General features: G+C 33.2%; 18 protein-coding genes and 1 pseudogene. 2 read left to right on the top strand and 17 right to left on the bottom strand.

Going from position 1 to position 21,835, the window contains the following annotated elements; genetic code table 11:
- Positions 1-41 precede the first annotated feature (41 nt).
- A pseudogene (locus tag MKX45_RS07020) lies at positions 42-1,199 on the top strand (IS3 family transposase).
- Here MKX45_RS07020 and MKX45_RS07015 read toward each other — a convergent pair.
- The 17 genes from MKX45_RS07015 to MKX45_RS06940 all read right to left on the bottom strand — a co-directional run bounded on the left by MKX45_RS07015 (position 1,185) and on the right by MKX45_RS06940 (position 20,909).
- A complete protein-coding gene (locus tag MKX45_RS07015; RefSeq protein ID WP_340816941.1) occupies positions 1,185-2,228 on the bottom strand; it encodes a MucBP domain-containing protein in 1,044 nt (347 codons plus the stop codon). The pseudogene MKX45_RS07020 and the gene MKX45_RS07015 sit on opposite strands and share 15 nt — an antisense overlap.
- A gap of 57 nt (positions 2,229-2,285) precedes the next feature.
- Positions 2,286-2,630 carry a helix-turn-helix domain-containing protein gene (locus tag MKX45_RS07010; protein WP_340816940.1) on the bottom strand — a complete coding sequence of 115 codons (345 nt, stop codon included), beginning with the start codon at positions 2,628-2,630 and terminating at the stop codon, positions 2,286-2,288.
- A gap of 445 nt (positions 2,631-3,075) precedes the next feature.
- The gene (locus MKX45_RS07005) at positions 3,076-3,348 is read right to left on the bottom strand and encodes a pyridoxamine 5'-phosphate oxidase family protein (protein ID WP_057720227.1); all 273 of its coding nucleotides are present in this window, start codon (positions 3,346-3,348) and stop codon (positions 3,076-3,078) included.
- Entirely contained in the window at positions 3,345-3,539 is a 195-nt protein-coding gene (locus MKX45_RS07000; protein WP_057720228.1) for a hypothetical protein, read from the bottom strand. Before MKX45_RS07000 ends, MKX45_RS07005 begins: the two co-directional genes overlap by 4 nt.
- 168 nt (positions 3,540-3,707) lie before the next feature.
- On the bottom strand, positions 3,708-4,337 hold the full coding sequence (locus tag MKX45_RS06995) for a K(+)-transporting ATPase subunit C (RefSeq protein WP_057720229.1): 630 nt from the start codon (positions 4,335-4,337) through the stop codon (positions 3,708-3,710).
- A gap of 17 nt (positions 4,338-4,354) precedes the next feature.
- A complete protein-coding gene (gene kdpB, locus MKX45_RS06990; protein ID WP_057720230.1) occupies positions 4,355-6,421 on the bottom strand; it encodes a potassium-transporting ATPase subunit KdpB in 2,067 nt (688 codons plus the stop codon).
- A gap of 8 nt (positions 6,422-6,429) precedes the next feature.
- Complete coding sequence (locus MKX45_RS06985) at positions 6,430-8,157, bottom strand: potassium-transporting ATPase subunit KdpA (protein WP_057720231.1); 1,728 nt, start codon at positions 8,155-8,157, stop codon at positions 6,430-6,432.
- A gap of 9 nt (positions 8,158-8,166) precedes the next feature.
- Positions 8,167-8,247 (bottom strand): K(+)-transporting ATPase subunit F, encoded by an 81-nt coding sequence (gene kdpF, locus MKX45_RS12540; protein ID WP_080513128.1) that lies wholly within the window; start codon positions 8,245-8,247, stop codon positions 8,167-8,169.
- A gap of 246 nt (positions 8,248-8,493) precedes the next feature.
- Positions 8,494-9,204, bottom strand: coding sequence for a response regulator transcription factor (locus MKX45_RS06980; protein ID WP_042230325.1), 711 nt, complete (start codon positions 9,202-9,204; stop codon positions 8,494-8,496).
- Positions 9,194-11,824 (bottom strand): sensor histidine kinase, encoded by a 2,631-nt coding sequence (locus MKX45_RS06975; RefSeq protein ID WP_128267752.1) that lies wholly within the window; start codon positions 11,822-11,824, stop codon positions 9,194-9,196. Before MKX45_RS06975 ends, MKX45_RS06980 begins: the two co-directional genes overlap by 11 nt.
- A gap of 653 nt (positions 11,825-12,477) precedes the next feature.
- Positions 12,478-14,142, bottom strand: a complete 1,665-nt coding sequence (gene alsS / locus MKX45_RS06970; protein WP_015426377.1) for an acetolactate synthase AlsS — start codon at positions 14,140-14,142, stop codon at positions 12,478-12,480.
- A 154-nt stretch (positions 14,143-14,296) separates the two neighbouring features.
- The gene (locus tag MKX45_RS06965) at positions 14,297-15,553 is read right to left on the bottom strand and encodes a tetratricopeptide repeat protein (protein ID WP_015426376.1); all 1,257 of its coding nucleotides are present in this window, start codon (positions 15,551-15,553) and stop codon (positions 14,297-14,299) included.
- A gap of 28 nt (positions 15,554-15,581) precedes the next feature.
- Positions 15,582-16,754 (bottom strand): AI-2E family transporter, encoded by a 1,173-nt coding sequence (locus MKX45_RS06960; RefSeq protein ID WP_057720235.1) that lies wholly within the window; start codon positions 16,752-16,754, stop codon positions 15,582-15,584.
- Between the two features lie 65 nt (positions 16,755-16,819).
- The gene (locus MKX45_RS06955; protein ID WP_015426374.1) at positions 16,820-17,440 is read right to left on the bottom strand and encodes a class I SAM-dependent methyltransferase; all 621 of its coding nucleotides are present in this window, start codon (positions 17,438-17,440) and stop codon (positions 16,820-16,822) included.
- Between the two features lies 1 nt (position 17,441).
- Positions 17,442-19,049: an NAD(P)/FAD-dependent oxidoreductase gene (locus tag MKX45_RS06950; RefSeq protein WP_057720237.1), complete on the bottom strand. Its 1,608-nt coding sequence runs from the start codon at positions 19,047-19,049 to the stop codon at positions 17,442-17,444.
- Between the two features lie 36 nt (positions 19,050-19,085).
- Positions 19,086-20,456 carry a 23S rRNA (uracil(1939)-C(5))-methyltransferase RlmD gene (gene rlmD / locus MKX45_RS06945; RefSeq protein WP_032941775.1) on the bottom strand — a complete coding sequence of 457 codons (1,371 nt, stop codon included), beginning with the start codon at positions 20,454-20,456 and terminating at the stop codon, positions 19,086-19,088.
- A 207-nt stretch (positions 20,457-20,663) separates the two neighbouring features.
- Complete coding sequence (locus tag MKX45_RS06940) at positions 20,664-20,909, bottom strand: hypothetical protein (protein WP_057720238.1); 246 nt, start codon at positions 20,907-20,909, stop codon at positions 20,664-20,666.
- A 201-nt stretch (positions 20,910-21,110) separates the two neighbouring features.
- Between MKX45_RS06940 and MKX45_RS06935 the strand changes: the two genes are divergently transcribed.
- Positions 21,111-21,806, top strand: a complete 696-nt coding sequence (locus MKX45_RS06935; RefSeq protein ID WP_039115419.1) for an N-acetylmannosamine-6-phosphate 2-epimerase — start codon at positions 21,111-21,113, stop codon at positions 21,804-21,806.
- Positions 21,807-21,835 lie beyond the last annotated feature (29 nt).

Genomic DNA, 21,835 nt, shown 5'->3' with positions numbered 1-21,835 from the left:
TTATAATCTGTCTATTAAGACACAAAAATGAAAGGACTTTTATGTCAGGTTTTAAACGTTACGACGAGGATTTCAAACAATCGCTCGTTAATCTCTATCAAACTGGTAAAACACAAACTGAACTCTGTAAAGATTATGGGGTATCTTCTTCTGCACTTGCAAAATGGATTAAGCAGTACTCTCAAGTGCGTCTTGAAGATAATACGGTGTTGACTGCTAAACAGATTCAAAAATTACAAAAAAGGAATGCCCAACTAGAGGAAGAAAATCTGATCTTAAAAAAAGCGAGTGCCATATTCATGCAAAACTCCAAGTAAGATTGAAAGCCATCTATAGACTCCGATTTGAACACACGACAGTTATGCTCTGTCGTGTTTTACATGTCAATCGTTCCACCTACTATAACTTCATAAACAAGAGGCCTTCGAAGCGTGAAGTAGAAAATCAACGCTTGAGAAAATTACTTCTTGAAATCTATATGAAAGCCAAGAAAAGAATCGGAACAAGAGCTTTTAAAATTATTCTCCTGCGTGATTATGGCGTCAATATTTCTGAAGGGCGTATCTTAAGACTTCTCAAGTCTATGACACTCCCTAAAATGTCAACCATTAAACCTCGTTTTTATTCAAACAAATCGCCCGAATTTTCTTCTGATAATCTACTGAAACAAGAATTTAACCCGAACTCCCCAAATCAAGTGTGGACAACTGACTTCACTTATATTTCTATAGGACCTAAACGACATATTTATCTCTGTGCTATTCTTGACCTCTACTCAAGGAAATGTATTGCGTGGAAAGTAAGTGATCGAATTGATGCCAAACTCGCCTGTGATACCTTAGAGATAGCTATAAAGAAAAGAAAACCTAAAGAACCAATCATTTTTCATTCTGATCAAGGCAGTCAATTTAAGTCAGCTTCCTTTAGAAAGCTATTAGATGAGCATCAATTGCTTGCTTCTTACTCCAAGCCTGGATATCCTTATGATAATGCCGTGACTGAGGTCTTTTTCAAGTATCTTAAACAACGAGAAATTAATCGCAGAACTTATCACTCCATTCAAGAAGTTCAACTCTCTTGCTTTGAATACATCGAACAATTTTATAACAATTATAATCCTCATTCCGCCAACAATGGTTTAACTCCAAATCAGAAAGAAGAAAATTATTTTAAGAAAATATAGCTCATTTTGTGTCTAAATATTTGACATTAGTCCAATCTTTTTTATCAGTATAATAGTTTTCACCAATATTTCCTTGTAAAATGATGTCTTCTGAAATAGGATTATTCTCTATATCTACATACCTTACTGTCACATCAGCTGCAACAACTGGATTTTTAGAATATACGTAAGTGACTGTTTGAAGCTCTTCTTCAAAATTTCCTGTACTATTTTGTGGTAGTTTAGTTGTATCTAATGTGTAACCATCCAATACCAACTTGTATTGATCTGTACTGGCGTCATAAACATCTCCTTTTGAACCACTAATAGTTTGTGAGTTATGAATTTTGTTTCCTTCCTCATCAACGTACTCTACTGCCACTCCTCTTGAATAATTGGGATAAATGAATTGGAGTTGATTTCGATCAGTAAAGAAGGGATCAGGACTATAATTTTGTAACCATGACTCTCCACTAAAGGGAATAAACTGTTTATTTAAATTGAAATTACTCAATATGTAATCAGTATCTGGAGAAAGTTGAAAAGAGACTTCTATATCATTCTCTTGGTTATTTGCATCATCTGGATATACAATTGGTTTAAGAAGTTCGACCATATAGCCTTTGAGTTGTTCGAGACTTGGTTTATTATCAGAATAGTTCATACCATCCGTTGTATAAGTAATTTTTATGTCTCCTTTAGTTGCTTCTGGATAAGATAAAAATTTGAACCAAGATTTTCCTGATGAATCCTGGTTTATAAAGGACATTTTCCATTTATCAATTCTTCCATTAAATACTATCAGTGTCTGTTTATTATATACAACCTTATTCTTCGTTAAATCAACAGTTGTAGGTTCAACAAAATGATTATAAAAGTCAGAACCCAAAGTATAATAGTCTGATCCATCTGCAGAAACCTGCAGACTCTTACTCGAAACTGAACCTTGAGCGTATACTTTTCCAACTCCAAATACTGCTATTATTGATGTAAATAACAATAATATAAATAAGTTTCTGATTAATTTTTTTGTCATCATCTTCTCCATTTTGGCTTTTTTAATCATAATAAATAAACTCCATAAAATCTGTAAAATATTTTTTCACTAAAAGTAATGCTTCTCTTAATTTTGAGATTGCTCCTTTTTTAACTCTTGCAACATCCAAATTTGCGAAAACTTACATATTTCAAGTTTTTGATTTTTATCAAGATTTTTAAAAAGGAACTCAGCAAAATTTGCTTTTTCCTGTTTTTTTGAGTAAATACTATCCATTCCCAATAAATATCTTGGTGTTACATCAAAATACTGTGCTAATTCTAATAAACGAATGGCTGAAGGAATCGTTTGTGTTTTATAATTGCTTAGGGCATTGCGAGAATATCCTAATTCTTTTTCAATTTGATTGAACGACTTTCCTAACTCATTTGCTAGTTTTTTAATTCTTTTATAAAATATACTTTCTTCCATCATATTTCCTTTCAAAATATCAGAACCTTATTTTCAGAAAAATTAAGATTTTTCTGAAAGTACTGTGATTATTCTGTTATAATCACTTATGGAAAATTCACTAATACTAACATTTACTAAAACAGTATGTAAAATACAGCATTTAAAATAACATACTTTAGTAAATAAAAGTCATGATATAAGAACGTTAAAGAATTATAAGTGGCTTATTAAGTGTTTGTCGGCATAAAAAGACTCCGAAAAATCTTAATTTTTCGGAGTCTTTTTATAGTATTTTACAAAGCATCATGGTGTTTAAACAACAGACTGTTTATATACCTACTTTATCAGACTTTCTTTTTAAATTATAAAAATATTACATTAGTTACATGTACTCTTTATTATACATTTTTTTATTATTTTTGCCAACATGTTTTTTATATACATTAATTCCGTCAAAACACCTTTATTCCGTTTCATGTCCCAATCCACTATTTTTTTCGATAGAAATTTCGAAAACTGTCAATACTTCACTAGTATTTTTGTAGGTTCTTTGAAAGTGTTCTATAGGATAATCCCCACCAATATATTTCTCACAAACCAAGGCCATTGATTTTCTTTTAGTGATTTCATCTATTATTTCCTTAGGTTTTCCGTGAATTATAATCGATTTATAATGCAAAGTAAAATTATCCTTATCCAATTTTATTGCATCAACAATATTTAATGATACTTTCACATTCTTTTGGAGATATTTAACAACATTCTTTTTACTGAAGTATGGAGATATATAACGTTTTTTTCCTTATCCCAAACATACATCATCGGAATCGTTTCTACCTCTTTATCCAAGTTAAGAAGTCCTAAAACTAAATAAGTACCATTTAAAAGCGTATATTCCAAGTCACTTTGGTTTAATTTGTAACTCATTTGATACCCCTTTCTTTTCTTTATACTACTGTCAGTATATGCTTATTTTTAAAAGTTTACAACCGAAAAAGTATTTTAAAAATCTTTCAATAGAGCTTTAATAATGAAAAATTATCTACAAAAAAACTATAAATTATTATGATTTATAGTTTTTCTTTTTTTACGTTATTAATCACTTTTTTCACTTAATTGATTGTAAATTTCAAGATTAACTTTTAATACATTGACTGTTTTTTCACCTAGAAATCCTAAAGTTTTATTTTGAGTATTTTTATCAATAATTTTTTTCAAATTATCTACGCTTATACCTGTAGACTTCGAAATTTGAGGAATTTGAATCAGGGCACTCTGTTGGCTAATGCTAGGATCAAGGCCTGAACCTGATGATGTCAATAAATCCGTAGGAATATCTTTCTTATTTATGCTCGGATTATTATTTAGAAAGTTTTTTAATTCACTCTCTACACGTTTTTTTAGTAAGGGATTACTAGGTGATAAATTTTGAGAACCTGAAGCCACTCCCAAATATTTACCCTCAGATTTTTCTTTTGCAGTATAAGTATTATAATTAACAGCTGAAGGACGTCCCTTCATGAATTCTTGATCAGAAAACTGTTGACCAATTAATTCAGATCCTATCACTTTCCCCTTATTAACGATAAGACTACCATTAGCCTGATAGGGAAAGATACTTTGTCCCAGACCTGTTATGAGCAATGGATAGAAAAGACCACAAATCACTGTAAAAACCACTGTAACTAGAAAAGGTGTTTTTAATTCTTTAAATATTTTTCTCATCACTTCTCCTTTTAGCATTAAAGACCAATCATGTGCAATAATGGAGCAATGATTAAGTCAATAATTTTTATTCCAATGAATGGGGCAATAACTCCCCCTAAACCATAAACTAACATATTATGTGTCAGCAATTTATCCGAATGCTGTGGTTTATATTTTACGCCCTTCATTGCTAGAGGGATTAAAAGTGGAATGATTATTGCATTAAAAATTAATGCTGATAATATTGCACTGGAAGGCGTTGCAAGATTCATGATATTTAAAACATGAATTTGTGGAATAGCAAGCATAAACATTGCGGGAATAATCGCAAAATATTTGGCGATATCATTGGCAATAGAAAATGTTGTTAGTGCTCCTCTTGTAATTAAAAGTTGTTTACCAATCTCTACAATATCAAGAATTTTAGTAGGATCACTGTCTAAATCTACCATATTTGCTGCTTCTTTGGCCGCACTTGTCCCTGAATTCATTGCAATACCAACGTCAGCTTGTGCTAGTGCTGGTGCATCATTAGTTCCATCCCCTGTCATTGCAACAACTTTTCCATCGTTTTGTTCAACTTTTATTGCTTTGATTTTATCTTCTGGTTTACATTCAGCGATATAACTATCAACCCCAGCTTCTTGAGCAATCGTTGCGGCCGTCAAAGGATTATCACCAGTACACATAATTGTTTTAATTCCCATTTCACGTAAACGAGCAAACCGTTCTACCAATCCTGGCTTTATTGTATCTTTTAAATAGATAACTCCCAGAATCTTTGAATCTTCTGAAACTACCAATGGGGTGCCGCCTACCGAAGATATTTCATCGGTAATTCTCTTCAAATCATTAGGAACTCCCCCTCCTTGTTGTTGAATATAATCAATCACAGCATCTGTTGCTCCTTTGCGAATTGTCTTTCCTGTCGGAAAATCAACTCCACTCATTCTTGTTTGAGCTGTGAACTCTACAAAAGTCATTTCAGCTGGAGTCATAAAGTCCTTATCTTCTTGTTCTTCTGCTAATCTAATAATAGACTTGCCTTCTGGTGTTTCATCTTTCAATGAAGTTAAAACAGCATTTTCTGTCAATTCTTCTAAAGAAACACCGTTTACTGGAAGAAATTTTGCGGCCATTCTATTACCAAATGTAATTGTTCCCGTTTTATCTAAAATCATAGTATCCACATCACCACTGGCTTCAACTGCTTTACCAGACATTGCAATCACATTAAAACGTGTCACTCTATCCATTCCAGCGATCCCAATTGCCGATAGTAAGCCACCAATTGTTGTTGGAATTAAGCAGACCGTTAAAGCAATGAGTGTCGTTACACTTAACTTCACATGAACAAAAGAAGCAATGGGGTAGAGTGTCACAATAACTATTAAGAAAATAATAGTTAAACTCACAAGTAGAGTATTTAATGCTATTTCATTCGGCGTTTTTTTCCGTGAGGCTCCTTCAACAAGAGAAATCATTTTATCAAGAAATGATTCTCCTGAACTAGAAGTGATTTTTATCTTGAGCCAGTCGCTTGAAACAGTTGTTCCTCCTGTTACTGAGGCAAAGTCACCACCAGATTCTTTTACAACAGGAGCAGATTCTCCTGTTATTGCCGATTCATCGACGGAAGCAATTCCTTCAATCACTTCTCCATCACTTGGTATCAATTCTCCTGCTTTAACTAGAACTATATCATCTTTTTTTAACTCAATTGCATCAATAATAGTTTCCTTAATCTGATTAGTAGCTTTATCTTTATTAATAATTCTTGCTTTCATATTTTTTTGCGTTTTTTTCAAGCTCTCTGCCTGAGCTTTTCCTCTGCCTTCAGCGACAGATTCTGCAAAATTAGCAAAAAGAATTGTTAAGAATAAGATTAAAGTCACAATTATATTATAAATTTGACTTGACGATTGAACTGTCCCAAATAAGTTAGGAAAAATAGATAGAATTAATGTAATAGTAAATCCAACCTCAACGACAAACATGACTGGATTTTTCATCATATATGCTGGATTAAGTTTGATAAAAGCTCCTTTGATAGAACTTTTTATAATCTCTTGATTCAATAGTTTTTTATTTTTAGAAATCATCATAAGCCTCATAATGTTAAAGATTCAGCGATTGGTCCAAGAACCAAAACTGGTAAAAATGTTAATGCTGATATTACAATCACTATTACAAGTAGAACGACGGTGAAAGTTCCACTATCTGTTTTAAGTGAACCTACAGAATTATTTACCGACCTTTTCATCATTAATGATGAAGCAATCGCAAGTTGAATAATTAAAGTGAGATATCGGCCTAAAAATATAGCAACTCCAGTCGTAATATTCCAAAAAGCGGTATTATCTTTTAACCCCTCAAAACCCGAACCGTTGTTCGCCGCCGAAGATGTATACTGATAAACAATTTGCGATAAACCGTGAAAGCCAGGATTGGATACTCCAGCAATACCCGCGGAAACAGAAACGGCTAGTGCCGTAAAACTTAAAATAATTAAAGGGTGAATGATAATTGCTAGAGCAGTCAATTTCATTTCTTTTCCTTCAATTTTTTTCCCTAAGTAAACAGGAGTTCGACCTATCATTAAACCACAGATGAATACTGTCAAAAGAACGTAGAGAATCATATTCATTAATCCAACGCCTTTTCCTCCAAAAACAAGATTAAGCATCATATTAATCATGGCAATACCACCACTTAATGGTGTCAGACTATCATGCATGTTATTTACAGAACCTGTTGTGAAAGCAGTAGTAATTTCGGTAAAGAAAGCTGACATATTTGTGCCAAATCTAGTTTCTTTCCCTTCCATGTTACCCATAGCTTGACTTAAGCCTAGGTGCTGTAAAATAGGATTCCCTTTGGACTCAGCCCAAATAATTATTGTAAGCCCGATTAAAAATAAAACACTCATCACGATAAATAATGGTCGAGCCTCTTTTCCTAAGAAAAGTCTTCTTTTACTTTTTAATTTAGAATTTAATAATTTATTTTCTTGATGACTATCTGAAACCATATATCCAAACGCAAATAATATCGAACCAGGTAATAACATCATTGATAGCATTTCAATTATATTTGTAATAATATTTGGATTTTCAAAAGGCATTGCTGAATTTGCTGCAAAAAAGCCACCACCATTTGTTCCCAAATGTTTGATGATTTCAAGTGCTGCCACTGGGCCTAGAGCAATATCTTGCATTTTCCCTTCAAGGGTTGTAATTGTTAAATTATGTACTAATGTCTGAGGAATGCCTTGTGATATCAATAATAAAGCGCCAATAATAGAAAATGGAAGTAATACACGAGTAATTACTCGTACAAAATCATAATAGAAATTTCCCATATCTTTGTATTTTCCAGACAGTCCTCGAATGAAAGCCATTGAGGCTGCAAAACCAGAAGCTGCTGATGTAAACATCATAAAGGTAATGACAATCATTTGACTCATATAGGAAAGGGCAGACTCCCCAGAATAGTTTTGTAAGTTAGTATTAGTGATAAATGAAATTACAGTATTAAAACTTAGACTTTGCTCCATTGCCCCAATGTGGTTAGGATTTAGAAAGGGAATTTCTTGAATTCTCAAAATTAAATAACCAATAAACACCATTACAGCATTTGTTAATACTAGAGATAGCGCGTATTTTTTCCAAGTCATTGGCTGTTTTTTCATAGCAATCAATTTATATATAAAGCCATCAAATTTATCCATGACCGGATCTGCAAAGGTCTTTTGATCTGTCGCTATGTGATAAAGGTATTTACCTGTAGGTATCATTAATAATATGGCCACTGCCAATACGAAAATAATTTGTAACATCTGTTCCCCCTAAAATTTCTCTGGATAAATCAGAGCATAAAAGAGATAAATCGCCAATAACATGATAATAATCCCTAAAATAATAAACATTTTAAAAACTTCTTTCTAATTTTCTTTAATTTGCTTGTCACACCAAGCTATTAGAGCCAGAATTAGTAGAAAACTTACTACTAGTCCTCCAAGCATCAATAAATCCATCAAAATATTTTCCTCCTCCTTGATGTTGAAATTATTTTAACACTTGAAAAATAAAAAGAGTGTAAAGATTTGATTATTCGTATAAAGATAATCTAAAGATTTTCATAAAAAAAGTACTGACGAATCTGTCAGTACTTTTTAGTCAATTTTTATCATTCGATAGCCGACACCAATATGTGTCTGTATCATCTTTGGATAATTGGAATCAAGTTCAATCTTCTTACGTAGCGTATTTGCAAATACTCTAAGTGCTGAAAAATCTTCCTCATAATACCCCCAAATTTCTTTGACAAGATAGTTGTAGGTCATCACACGGTCCAAATTTTCTGCTAATAAACAAAGAAGTTTGTACTCAATCGGTGTGAGATGTATCTCTTTTTCATTTACGAAAACACACTTTGATAAATAATTTATTTTCAACCAGCCATTAGTAAAAGTTGTTACTTCTGTCAGTAAATTTTGATTATTTCCAGAAAACTTAGCTCTTCTCAAACTTACCCTAAGTCGAGCCAAAAGTTCATCAGTACTAAATGGTTTTGTCAAATAATCATCCGCACCAGCATCTAAAGCTGCTATTTTATCAGCATCTTCTCCTCTGGCGCTGACTACGATAATTGGAAGTTGAGAGAATCCACGAACTTTAGAAATAATCTCTTTTCCGTCCATATCCGGTAAGCCTAAATCTAAAATTAGTAAATCTGGGCGCTGAGAGATAATCTCTCTTAACGCTTCCTTACCATTTTGAACAGCTACATAATTATAATCTTCAACCTCCATTGTCAAAGATAAGAGTTTATTAATTGACAAATCATCTTCACAAATCAATATTTTTATATCATCATTGTTCATCAGAAATTAAAACCTCCTCTAAAGGTAATTTGAAACCAAAAATGGCTCCATTTGGCTGATTATCTTTAACATAAATTTGTCCTCCATGTGCTAAAATAATACTTTTACACAAAGAAAGTCCTAAACCTAAACCACGCTTAGAATCAACTTGCCGATTTTCGTCAGTATAAAATAAATCAAATATTTTTTCTTTGGCTTTATCAGTAATGCCAGGCCCATTATCAGAAACTTCAAGAACTAACTCATCATTAATTTTTTTGGTTTGTAGTTCTATTTTAGAATTAATTGGTGTATATTTCACCGCATTATTAATCAAGTTAACAATCACTTGTATCATAAGAGCCACATCCATTTTTGCCATTAAGAGTTCATCTGCTAAATTTAAACTAAATTCATGCTGTTCCAAATGCCTGTCTACATGTTTAAGTGCTTCTTCAACTACTTCATCAATAATATTTGCTTCCAACTTTAATTCTATTTTTTCATCCAATCTTGTGATAGATAAAAGATTTTCAACTAAATTAATCAACCACATTGAATCATCATAGATATAAGCTGATAATTCTTGAATTTGAAGTTTGTTTATTGTGCTATCATTTTTCATCAGTAATTTTGCATGTCCAGAAATACTAGTAAGTGGAGTTCTTAAATCATGTGAAATAGCACGTAACAAATTTACACGTAACTGTTCTTGCTCAATTTGAATTTCGTTTTTTTGTTGGACTTCTCGAAGAATTTCTTTTTCCAAAGCTAATCCTGCTTCACCTAATATAGCCAGAATTATAGATTTTTCAAATGTTTCCAACTCATTTTTGTCCTTCATTAGGATACCGATTACCGCAAAAGATTGATTTTTCCCACGAATTGACAAATATAAGTAATTAGCAGCTGATAATGTATTGGTCGTTGCTCCTGCACGTTTATTATTGTGCATTACCCACTCAGCTACACCTCTCTCATTAAAATTCTGGTATTTTTCTAAATTATACTTAGAAGACTCAGTTGAAAAATATGATTCATCTCCTAAAACTTTATCTTTGATTGGATAAATCACAATATCTCGATCAAGTAATTTTTTTAACTGTTGAACAGTTCCTTCTAGAATTTCTGCTACCGAATCAACCTGTGCTAAATCTTTATTTGTTTGTAAAAGTACTTCTGTTCGATATGATTTTTCCGCAGAAACTCGAACTTGTTCTTGAATTCTTTTGATTAATGTTGACGTAATTAATCCAGCAGCCAACATAATTAAGAAAGTAATTGGATAATTAGAGCTAAAGGCTACAAAAGTGTAATAAGGTTCTGTGAAAAAATAATTAAAGCAAAGTACAGATAAGACTGAGGAAATGAGACTAAAAATTCTTCCTTTTGTAAAAATAGCATTAATCTGAACTCCTAAAATATAAAGCATAATTATATTAGCAACATTAAAGTTCCAGTATTTGAAGGCTAAACCACATGAAGTGACAATAACTAGCATCAGTATTGTTTTCAATAAATCACTTAATGAAAACCGGATTTTTTTAAAATTATACAAAGTTCCAGAAGTATTTTTTTGTTGTCCCCTTGCATTTGGAATGACATAGATATCAAGTTCTGGCGCTTCCTGACTTATAAGATCTACAATATTTTCCCTACTCCAAAATGCACTTTGTACACTTTTACCAATTACCAGCTTTGACATTTGACTAATTTTAGCATATTCAACAATTTGCTTAGAAATATTATCTCCATAAAGGACAGATAGTTTTGCGCCTAACTGTTCAGCCAAACGTAAATTCTGTCTCAGTCTATCTTTTTCTTCTTTGGAAGAATTTTCTAAATCACCGATATATAATGCCGTAAATTCTGCTTTAAATGCAACTGCAAGTCTCGCAGCTGCATGAATAACATGAGAGGCTGAGGGTGAAGCTGAAACACATACTAAAACATGTTCTTTTGCATAAATACTTTTTTTATTTTGAGCTTTACGAATAGCGCTCTTATTGACTTGGTCAGCAGTTTTTCGTAAAGCAATTTCCCGAAGGGCGATAAGTTTTTCTAATGTAAAAAAATTTTCTTTTGCTCGATTTACTTTGTTTAACTGATAAATTTTTCCTTTATCTAGTCGTTCTAATAAATCAACGGGTTCGATATCAATTAGCTCAATTTGATCAGCCTCTTCAAATATGTAATCAGGAATTTTTTCATTTACAATAATCCCAGTTATTTTTTCAATTACATCATTTAGACCTTCAAGATGCTGAATATTTATTGTTGTAAAAACATCTATTCCTGCTTTCAAAAGTTCTTCAATATCTTGAAATCTCTTCTTATTTCTTGAACCATGGCAATTTGTGTGGGCTAATTCATCAACTAGGATAACCTGAGGTCTACGAATCAAAGCTTCTTCTAAATTGAACTCTTTTAATTGAATTCCTTTATAATTTATTTTTTTTAAAGGTAAGGTTTCGAGCCCTTCAATTAATTTTGAGGTCTCTGGTCGATTATGAGGTTCAATGTAGCCTGAAACAACATCAATTCCAGATTTCTGAACCTCATGCGCCCCTTCGAGCATAGCAAATGTTTTTCCAACACCAGCAGCATAGCCAAAATATATTTTTAGTTTTCCCTTTTTCATTGGTTGCCTCTAAATTTTCTTGTCCATATTATAGCATAAAAAACGTAGTCCATTAATGACATAAACTTTCTGGCCTTCCTAATTTTACTATCTTATAAAATTATTTTTTAGATTTCCACTTAACTAAATCACTAAGCTTAGATTGATAAATAAATCTGTTTAATTTTTTTGATAGTGCACGAAACATTTTGGCTTATGTTACTATTTTTCTATAGTAAATTCAAAATATAAAGTTATCGCAAACATACATAATATATCATGGGTTTTGACATAAATATAAATATAAATATAAATATAATTATATTTTATGTATATGAGTGATGTTAAGTACATATTTATTTTACAATACCTACATATTATATTACCTTCAATTCTTTCAGCCGATAAAAAATTTATCTGTTTATACTCATCCTCTTTTGTTGTTTTCCACATCCTCTAAAATGGGTATTTGGCTAATTTGAAGCATCCTCTTGGAGTGGTAAAAGGGTATTTTATTCGGCAATTATAGGCAATTTTTCACAAACTAGGAGCTAGTTTCACACAACTCATTGTCAATTTCATTTGATTTATTTCACGAAAAAAGCCCCTGAACGCTTAGGTGTTCAAGGGCTTCTTCTTTTATTTTTGTTATTTCACAAACTGCTTGATTGTAATCAATAAAATTCTTCAGGCAATAATTTTTCTGCTAATTTAATGTTATCAGAATAGTCCAAAGGAACGTCAATTACTACTGGTCCAGTAGTATCTGGGATTGATTTAAGAATTTCAGCAAGTTCTTCTTTGCTGTGTGCACGGTAACCTTTTGCTCCCATCGCTTCAGCATATTTTACGTAATCAACATAGCCAAAATCAACGGCTGCTGAACGACCATATTTCATTTCTTCTTGGAATTTAACCATATCATAATGGCCGTCATTCCAGATAATTTGAACGATTGGAAGATTCAAACGTACAGCTGTTTCCAACTCTTGCCCTGTGAAAAGGAAGCCGCCATCACCAGAGTGTGAATAAACTTTTTTACCTGGGCGCAACAATGCGGCTGTAATTGCCCAAGGGAGAGCAACTCCGAGTGTTTGCATTCCATTTGAGAAGAGGAGGTGACGTGGTTCGTATGATTTGAAATGACGTGCCATCCAAATGTAGAGTGAACCTACGTCAACGGTTACTGTTTCATCATCTTTGACGATTTCTTGGAAAGTGCTGACCAAATCAAGAGGGTGCATTCTACCTTCTTCAGTATTTTCAGTATCAAATTCGTGTTGCTCAGCAACTTCATGAAGGCCATCGAGATAATCTTTTGTTCCTTTTGGAATTTTGTATCCACGAACAGCTGGTAAAAGATTATCCAATGTTGCTGCGATATCACCAATTAATTCACGTTCTGGTTGGTAGTAAGTATCAATTTCAGCAATGGCATTATCAATAACAATAATTCGACTATCAATTTCTGCATTCCAGTTACGAGCTTCATATTCAATTGGGTCGTAACCAACAGCAATAACAAGGTCAGAACGCTTCAGAAGCATATCTCCTGGTTGATTTCGGAAAAGACCGATACGTCCATAAAAAGTATGTTCTAAATCATGTGAAATAACCCCTGCACCTTGGAATGTTTCAACGACAGGAATATTAACATGAGTTAATAGATTACGCAATGATGAAGCGACTTTAGCATCTGAAGCACCAGCTCCAACCAAAATTACTGGCAATACAGCATTTTTAATTGCTTGTGCTAAATAGTTAATGTCATCAATAGAGGCATTCCCCATTTTAGGGTCTGAAAGTGGTTGAATGGCCTTGATTGATACTTCGGCATCCGTTACATCTTGGGGGATTGACAAGAAAGTTGCACCTGGATGTCCTGATTTTGCAATACGATAAGCATTGGCAATTGATTCAGAAAGTGTATCAGGGTCAAGAACTTCTGCTGAATATTTTGTTGCTGATTGCATCATTCCAGCATTATCCATTGATTGATGTGCACGTTTAAGACGGTCACTTCGTTTAACTTGTCCACCGATAGCCAAAATAGCATCACCTTCTGATGTCGCAGTCAAAAGCGGAGTCGCAAGGTTTGATACACCAGGCCCACTTGTAACAACTACTACACCAGGTTCGCCAGTTAAACGACCAACAGCTTGAGCCATGAAAGCAGCTCCTTGCTCATGACGAGTCACGACCATTTGAGGGCCTTCTTCATTTTCTAATAAATCAAAAATCCGGTCAATTTTTGCTCCTGGAATCCCAAATACATACTTCACTTTATGGTTAATCAAACTATCGACAACCAAGTTCGCCCCAAATTGTTTCTCAGACATTTTTTATTTTACCTCAATTTGTTCTAATTCATATTTCATAATCTCTTGGATTACTTCACAATCATTTTATCAGATAATAGAACCTTTTACAATTATTTTGACGCAAGTTTGTGAATTTTCTAGCTTACAATAAAAATAATTACTGACAGCTTTGTCAGTAATTATTTTTTAAGTCTGTCAGTAAATTTCTCATATTTTCATCATCCGGAACAAGTTCCAAATATTGTTCAATAATTGGTTCTGTTTTAGAAATTTGACCAATTTCTTTAAGAAAATCAATATAGTCTTCTAAAAACTCTGGATTCTCTGACAGATTGGTTTGAATGAGTTCTTCATACAAAGCAGCCGCTTCAGAATCATTTTCCAAAGCTTTATGTGCTCCTGCAAAAAGCCATTTAGCTAATAAATGTTCATCTTCTAAAAGCTCTTCGAGATTAATGACGGCTTCAAAATCTTCTTCGTTGAAGTATAAATTAGCAAGCAAAAAGACTGTTTCGTCATGTAATTCTGGTAAATTTAAAGCATCCATGAGATAACGTTCCGCTGCAGCTTTGTCCTTAAGTTTGAAACTAATTTTTGAAGCGAAGTGTAAGAGAGGAACGGCATTAGGATTTTTTTTCATCCCTTTCTTTGCCATTTCTAGTGCAGCTTCAAATTCTTGATTAGCTTCTAGGGTTTGGGCATAGGCTAATTCATAGTTCAAAAATTCGACATCCATTTTTTCTAACCGTTTGAAATTAGCAATGGCTCTTGTTTCATTATGAGTTTCTCCATAAAGTAGAGCAATTTTATACAAGGTTTCTGGTTTTTCATCAAATTCAAGTGATTTTTCAAGAAATGATATGGCATTCTCAAAATTACCTAATTGGGCATAAGAGTCACCAATTCTTTGATAAATAGAAATTTTTGTTTCATGTAAAATTTTGCGTTCTGAAAGTTTTGCATATTCGGTAATGGCAGCTGAATAATCACCTTGTTCAAAGTAGGACTCAGCCAAAGCAAAAGTAATCAGAGGAGAATCCGATAATTCTCTTGCTTCTTCTAATTTAGAAATTGCTGTTTCAAAATCACCTTCAAATTGATATAAGTCAGCAATTTTGACTAAAGCAGCAATATAATTTTCATCATTCACCGGGATTTGATAAAGGTAATTTAATGCTTCATCCAAATTACCATTATCTTCTGCAATTTCTGCTAAGTTAATCAGGTAATCAGTTGTTTCCGGATCTTCTGACATAATTTGGTCATAAATTTTTTGACTTTCATCAATGAAACCCATCATTTGCAAATATTCGGCTAGGTCAGCCAACATTTCACTATTATCATTTTTTAATGCTTTGGCAAGTGAATTTTGCATTCCAATCAGATCTCCCTGATGTAAGAAATCAATTGTATCTTCTGAATAAGACATTTTTCTCCTTATTTTTTTATTCTATTAATTACTTATTTGCTTCTTCTGTAGCCGTTTCTTCACGATAAAGAACTGAAATTTCACGGTACCATTCGTAAACATGGACAATAATAACTTTCAAAGTTGCATAGAATGGAATAGCAAGTAATACTCCCCAGACACCCAGAATTTGACCCGCTGTCAGTAAAACAAATAAAATTGTAATTGGATGAATTGACATTTGTTTTCCAAGAACTAAAGGAGAAATAAATCTTCCTTCAAGTGTTTGCTCAATAATAAGGACAATGATTACTTTTACAAGCATCAAAGGTCCACCAATTGCTAAACCAACAATTACCATTGGAATAGCAGCTAAAAATGAGCCTAAAAATGGAACTAAATTCAAAAATCCTGCGGTGATTGCTAAAGCAACTGCATAACGCAAACCAATAATAGGTAAACCAATCATAAACATGATAGCAACCGCAATTGCGACCAAAACTTGGCCACGGACATAATTTGAAAGCTGACTATTAATTTCGTGCAAAACTTTTGAAGTTTCTTTACGCCAATCATTTGGCAATAAATGAGTGACAAATCCATTTAATCTTTGACCATCTCTCAATAAGTAAAAAAGAACAAATGGGAATACAATTAATGAAATTAAGATACTTGTGGTTTTACTGATGAGATGTGAAAGGGTCGTAACAGCATTAACAGAGAAAGCTTTTGACCAATCAATCAATTGATTACCAATTGACTTAGCAAACTGGTCAACCTGTGGTCGAAATTGTTCAAAATGTGGATTTTTTGCTAAAGCATTAATCTCTTTTTGAGCAGTATTTACATAGTGAGGGACTGACGAAGCAAAATTATCTACTCCACTGATGATATTAGGAATAGCAACAATTAAGCCCCAAGCAATCAAAGCTGCAATTATTAAGAAAAGAACAATAATTGTCAGAACCCGCGGTACTCTTTTCTTTTCCAAAAAATCAACAATTGGGTTAAGAAGATAATAAAATACAGCTGCCAAAATAACGGGCAGCGAGATAACCGTTATAAATTCTCCTACAGGTTTAAAAATAAATCCAACTTTATTGAGTAAGAGAATATTCAGTAATAAGAGAAGGACGATTGCTAAAGCTGCAACTACTTTATTATTAATAAACCACTTGAAAAACCAAGAGGCTTTGAAACCTCGGTGTTGTTCTTGTTCCATATTTTTTTCCTAATTCTTTTTTTAGAATTACTGACAGATATTATTCAAAGTCATTTAGTGTTCTGTCAGTAATTTTTTTCTAGTTCATAATATTGAATCTGTAAAAAAATCTTTTTGTCAGTAATTTTCCAACCATTGTGATTAAAAATTCTTGTCAGTTCTTTTGGCTGATAGACTTTTACATCTCCTTCTGTTGAAAATTTATTAAGTCGCCAATTATAGACTTTTGTAATAAATGGAATATGAATCTCAGCGATGACCAATTTCCCCTCCGGTGCCAGTAGTCGTTTAGCTTCTGCTAAAAAAGCTTCAGGTGAAGGAAAATGATGAAAGCTCGCTGAACAAATAATCAAATCAAAATTAGCATCCTCAAAGGGAATTTTTTGAGCAGAGCCTTGCTTAAAAGTAAAATTAGGATGCTTAACTTGAGCAATTTTTATCATTTCTGACGAAATATCTAAGCCACTTCCAAAAAATTTCTCTTTTCGATTTAACATTGCCAAAAGATTTCCATTAGCACAACCAACATCTAAGATTCTTGAATTTTTTTCAACTTTTAAACGTTTTATAATAAATCTCTTGAAAAAACTGGCTAAAAATCCATCAAAACTATGATCAAAACGACGCGCAATATGGTCATAAAAGTCTTCAGATTCTCTTTCGTAATCATGAGTCTTTTGAACCATTTTAGTCCTCCATCAATGGTTTAGCGAATTCTGCAATCATGCTCTCAGCACATTTCAAACCGTCAATACCGGCTGAGACAATTCCGCCAGCAAAACCAGCCCCTTCACCTGAAGGATAGATTCCTTTTGTCGAAACAGATTGATAATTTTCTTCATCACGATTAATTCTGACCGGTGAAGATGAACGAGATTCAACCCCTGTCATTACAGCATCAGAAAGGGCAAAGCCATGCATTTTTTTATCTAATCCAACAATTGCTTCACGCATAGATTGTGTAACATAGTCTGGGAATAGTGATTCAAGATTAGTTGGTTTCACTCCCAAAGCATAACTAGGTTCAACTGTTCCCATTGCTTTAGAGGCTTTTCCATCAAGAAAGTCTCCAACAAGTTGAGCTGGTGCTTGATAATTAGAACCGCCTAATTCAAAGGCTTTATGTTCTAATTCCTTTTGGAACTCTACTCCAGCAAGTGGATGGTCAGTTGGGAAATCTTCTGGAAAAACTTGGACTAAAAGTCCAGAATTTGCATTTTTTTGGTCTCTAGCATGTTCAGACATCCCATTAGTCACAAGGCCACCTTCTTCTGATGCAGCTGGGACAACCAGTCCTCCTGGACACATACAGAAAGTATAAACGCCACGCCCTGATGATGCCTTATAAGTTAAGCGGTATTCTGCTGCTCCAAGACGTGGATGGTCAGCAAATTCTTTATATTGTGCTTTATTGATTAAAGATTGGGGATGTTCAATTCTGACTCCAACAGCAAAGGGTTTAGCTGTAATCGTTACCCCTTTATCATAAAGTTCTGAGAAAGTATCACGTGCCGAATGACCAATGGCTAAAATAGCCTGATTTGTTTTAATAATATTTCCGTCAGCAAGTTTTACAGCCTGTAATTGTTCATCTTCAATTAAAAATTCTTCAACTTGAGCATCAAAATGTACTTCCCCGCCCAACTCAATAATTTGTTTTCGGATATTTTTAACAATGTCACGAAGTAAATCAGTTCCGACATGAGGATGTGCCTTATAAAGAATATCTTCTGGGGCACCAGCTTGTACAAATTCTTCCAAAACCTTACGACCACGCAAATCACGAACACGACTCGTTAATTTTCCGTCAGAAAAAGTTCCCGCTCCACCTTCACCAAATTGAACATTCGATTTTGGATTAAGTTTTCCTTCAAGCCAAAACTTATCAATTGATTTTACACGCTCATCTACAGCTTGGCCTCTTTCAAGAACAATTGGCCGATAACCATTTTGAGCCAATAATAAAGCTGCAAACATTCCTGCGGGACCAAATCCAATGACTACAGGCCGATGAAGCATTTTTTTACTTCCTATAACTGGATTGACATAATCCAATTCAGGTGCCAAAGAAACATTTTTTATTTTTTTAGACAGAATTCTTGCTTCATCTTTAAGTTTAATATCAACAGTATAGATAAAATCAATTTCGCCTCTATGTCTTGCATCAATTGATTCTTTGTAAATTCGATAATCCAGTAAGTCAGATTCTTGTAGTCTTAGTTTTTTCAAAACAAGACTTTTAACCTTACTGACAGGTTCATCAATTGAAATTTTGATTTGTGTTATGCGAATCATGATTTTCTTTCTATGAATAGGATTTATTATCCTCTTTTATTTTTTATTAAAACTAGCAACTAATTCAATATGATGCGTTTGTGGGAATAAGTCAACTGGTTGAACTTTATCCAACAAATAACCCTCAGCTTCAAAGCGAACAACATCACGAGCAAAAGTTGCTGGATTACAAGAAATATAAACAATACGTCGAGGATTCATCATTGCTGCTGCTTTAATAAAGCCTTCATCCAACCCTTTTCTTGGTGGATCAACAAAAATGACATCGGGTTTTATTCCTTCTGAAAGCCATTTAGGCATGATTTTTTCAGCAGTTCCAACCTCATAATGTGTATTTTCAAGTTCATTTAATTGAGCATTACGTTTAGCATTTTCAACGGCTGCTGGAACAACTTCCATGCCATAGACTTTTGCAACTCTATCAGCCATACTAATTCCAATTGTTCCAATACCAGAGTAAGCATCAATAACAACATCACCTGGTTTTAGACCCGCAAAGTCATAGGCAGTTTCATAAAGCTTTTCAGCTTGAGGTGTGTTAACTTGATAAAAGGCAGGGGCCGAAATTTGATAAGTTTTATCTAGCATCAAATCTGTGATGAAATCTTTGCCGTATAATAAAATAAATTCTTTTCCTAAAATAAATGAACCTGTTCCAGAATTAATATTTAATTGAACAGATTTTATATTTGTAAAACGTTCAACCAAATGATCAATCACAAGTTCAACCTTTTCTGGAAGTTTTTTACTTGTAACGACTAAAGTAATCATCATTTCACCCGTGTGAAATGCTCGACGGACAACGATATTTCGCAACCAACCTTTTCTTGTTTTCTCATCATAAGCTTGTAGATTAATCTTTCGAAACTCATCGCGCAAAAAAAGAACCACAGCATCAATCTCAGGATGTTGAATATAAAAATCTTCCACAGGAATCAAAGTATGAGAATTCTTTCGATAAAATCCTGTAGTTAAAAGCCCGTCAATCATTTGGACAGGAATTTGTGCTTTATTTCGATAATTAATTGTTTTAATTGCTTCAACTACTGGTAAAACTGGATAATCAGACTTACCAGCTGTTTTTCTCAAAATATCTACTACTTGCTTATGTTTAAATTTCACTTGTTCATCATAAGATAGATGACCAAAATCTGCGATTCCTGTGCGCAAATAATCAAGGTTAAGCTGAGTAACACGATGTTTACTCTGACTTATAAATTCATCCACACGCCCAAATCCAAAAGATTTCCCAACCTTAAGCACATGCATTTTGATACGTTCCCCAGGTAAAGCATTATCCACAAAGAAAGGGAAAGAGTCGATTTTAACAACCCCTTGTCCTTCATGTGTTAAGTCAAGGACTTCTGCTTCAAATATATCGTTTTTCTTGAAATTTGTCATGTCCATATTATAACATATATTATCAATCGGGTTCTATAAATGAAGAGTTTTTAATTTTTTTGAAAAAATATACTCCATAATTCCAAGCTTCTTTCACGTAAAATGTAGTTAAAAAGTGTAATCAAATTTTTTCAACAATAAAAAAGCCACTCACAAGGTAAGTAGTTCTAATTTATCTAATAAAGAAAGTGTAGTCTTTATTATGAATTTACATTAACGCAAAATCTCTATTCTACGCTGAGCACTTGCATGAATGAGTTTTACTTTATTCTCTCCAAAAAGTTTTACTAATCTATCAAATTCCGCACTTTTAGCAAATTTTTCATTGTGCTTTAAATTTTTTTTACCATTTTTTTTGGCTTTCAATGTAATATAAATTTCTTGTCCTTTTTCATTGTGTGGAACAAAATTAGTCTGTTCTAAAACTATTTTTTCAATTTCCTTTTTTGATTTTGCCATTGAGACAATACTCCTTTTTCATTTTTATTCAATAAATATCATAGCATAAGATTCCGAAAAACTTAAATATTTATCATTTTCTTACTATATTTTTAAAAAAGCACTTAAAAATTTATGTCATTTGACAAAAATGTAAGCGCATGCTATATTCGTTGTTGGAGAATATCTCCATTTTAATTTTTATTGGAGGAAAATCGTAGAATGAAAAAAGAAGTATTTTTAGACAAAGTAAAAAATGGAATTATTGTATCCTGTCAGGCTTTACCTGGTGAAGCTTTATATTCTGAAAAAGGTGGTATCATGCCTTTGATGGCTAAAGCAGCTGCACAAGCGGGAGCCGTTGGAATTAGGGCAAATTCTGTAAGAGATATTAAAGAAATTCAAAAAATAGTTGATTTACCAATAATTGGTATTATTAAAAGAGATTATCCACCACAAAAACCTTTTATTACTGCTACCATGAAAGAAATAGATGAGTTAGTAGCCACTTCTTGTGAAGTCATCGCCTTGGATTGTACCTCTAGAGAACGTTATGATGGCCTAACTATTAATGAATTTATCAAATCAATCAAAGAAAAATATCCAAACCAACTTTTGATGGCAGATTGTTCAACCTTTGAAGAATGTAAAAATGCATATGAAGCTGGGGTAGATTTTGTTGGTACAACGCTTAGTGGTTACACAGATGAAAGTCCAAAACAAGATGAACCTGATTTTGCCTTACTTGAAAAACTAGTTGAGGAGAAGATTCCAGTCATTGCAGAGGGAAGAATTCATAGTCCAGAACAAGCCAAACGCGTTTATGATATTGGTGTTGATGCTATGGTTATCGGGGGAGCAATAACCAGACCTTTTGAGATTGCCACACGATTTATAAAAGCAATTGGTGAAAAATAGTAGCCCATTCATCGGAATAAAAAAAAGAC

The organism is Lactococcus sp. FSL W8-0209 (genome assembly GCF_038006585.1).
GTDB lineage: Bacteria > Bacillota > Bacilli > Lactobacillales > Streptococcaceae > Lactococcus > Lactococcus lactis.
Note: the sequence above shows the minus strand (reverse complement) of the source record. Positions and strands in the feature narration are given on the sequence as shown.

Bases quoted from the DNA above. Each gene is read 5' to 3' on its own strand.
- MKX45_RS07015 (WP_340816941.1), bottom strand. From the start codon at position 2,228: ATGATTAAAAAAGCCAAAATGGAGAAGATGATGACAAAAAAATTAATC.
- MKX45_RS07010 (WP_340816940.1), bottom strand. From the start codon at position 2,630: ATGGAAGAAAGTATATTTTATAAAAGAATTAAAAAACTAGCAAATGAG.
- MKX45_RS07000 (WP_057720228.1), bottom strand. From the start codon at position 3,539: ATGAGTTACAAATTAAACCAAAGTGACTTGGAATATACGCTTTTAAAT.
- MKX45_RS06995 (WP_057720229.1), bottom strand. From the start codon at position 4,337: ATGAGAAAAATATTTAAAGAATTAAAAACACCTTTTCTAGTTACAGTG.
- kdpB (WP_057720230.1), bottom strand. From the start codon at position 6,421: ATGATTTCTAAAAATAAAAAACTATTGAATCAAGAGATTATAAAAAGT.
- MKX45_RS06985 (WP_057720231.1), bottom strand. From the start codon at position 8,157: ATGTTACAAATTATTTTCGTATTGGCAGTGGCCATATTATTAATGATA.
- kdpF (WP_080513128.1), bottom strand. From the start codon at position 8,247: ATGTTTATTATTTTAGGGATTATTATCATGTTATTGGCGATTTATCTC.
- MKX45_RS06980 (WP_042230325.1), bottom strand. From the start codon at position 9,204: ATGAACAATGATGATATAAAAATATTGATTTGTGAAGATGATTTGTCA.
- MKX45_RS06975 (WP_128267752.1), bottom strand. From the start codon at position 11,824: ATGAAAAAGGGAAAACTAAAAATATATTTTGGCTATGCTGCTGGTGTT.
- alsS (WP_015426377.1), bottom strand. From the start codon at position 14,142: ATGTCTGAGAAACAATTTGGGGCGAACTTGGTTGTCGATAGTTTGATT.
- MKX45_RS06965 (WP_015426376.1), bottom strand. From the start codon at position 15,553: ATGTCTTATTCAGAAGATACAATTGATTTCTTACATCAGGGAGATCTG.
- MKX45_RS06960 (WP_057720235.1), bottom strand. From the start codon at position 16,754: ATGGAACAAGAACAACACCGAGGTTTCAAAGCCTCTTGGTTTTTCAAG.
- MKX45_RS06955 (WP_015426374.1), bottom strand. From the start codon at position 17,440: ATGGTTCAAAAGACTCATGATTACGAAAGAGAATCTGAAGACTTTTAT.
- MKX45_RS06950 (WP_057720237.1), bottom strand. From the start codon at position 19,049: ATGATTCGCATAACACAAATCAAAATTTCAATTGATGAACCTGTCAGT.
- rlmD (WP_032941775.1), bottom strand. From the start codon at position 20,456: ATGGACATGACAAATTTCAAGAAAAACGATATATTTGAAGCAGAAGTC.
- MKX45_RS06940 (WP_057720238.1), bottom strand. From the start codon at position 20,909: ATGGCAAAATCAAAAAAGGAAATTGAAAAAATAGTTTTAGAACAGACT.
- MKX45_RS06935 (WP_039115419.1), top strand. From the start codon at position 21,111: ATGAAAAAAGAAGTATTTTTAGACAAAGTAAAAAATGGAATTATTGTA.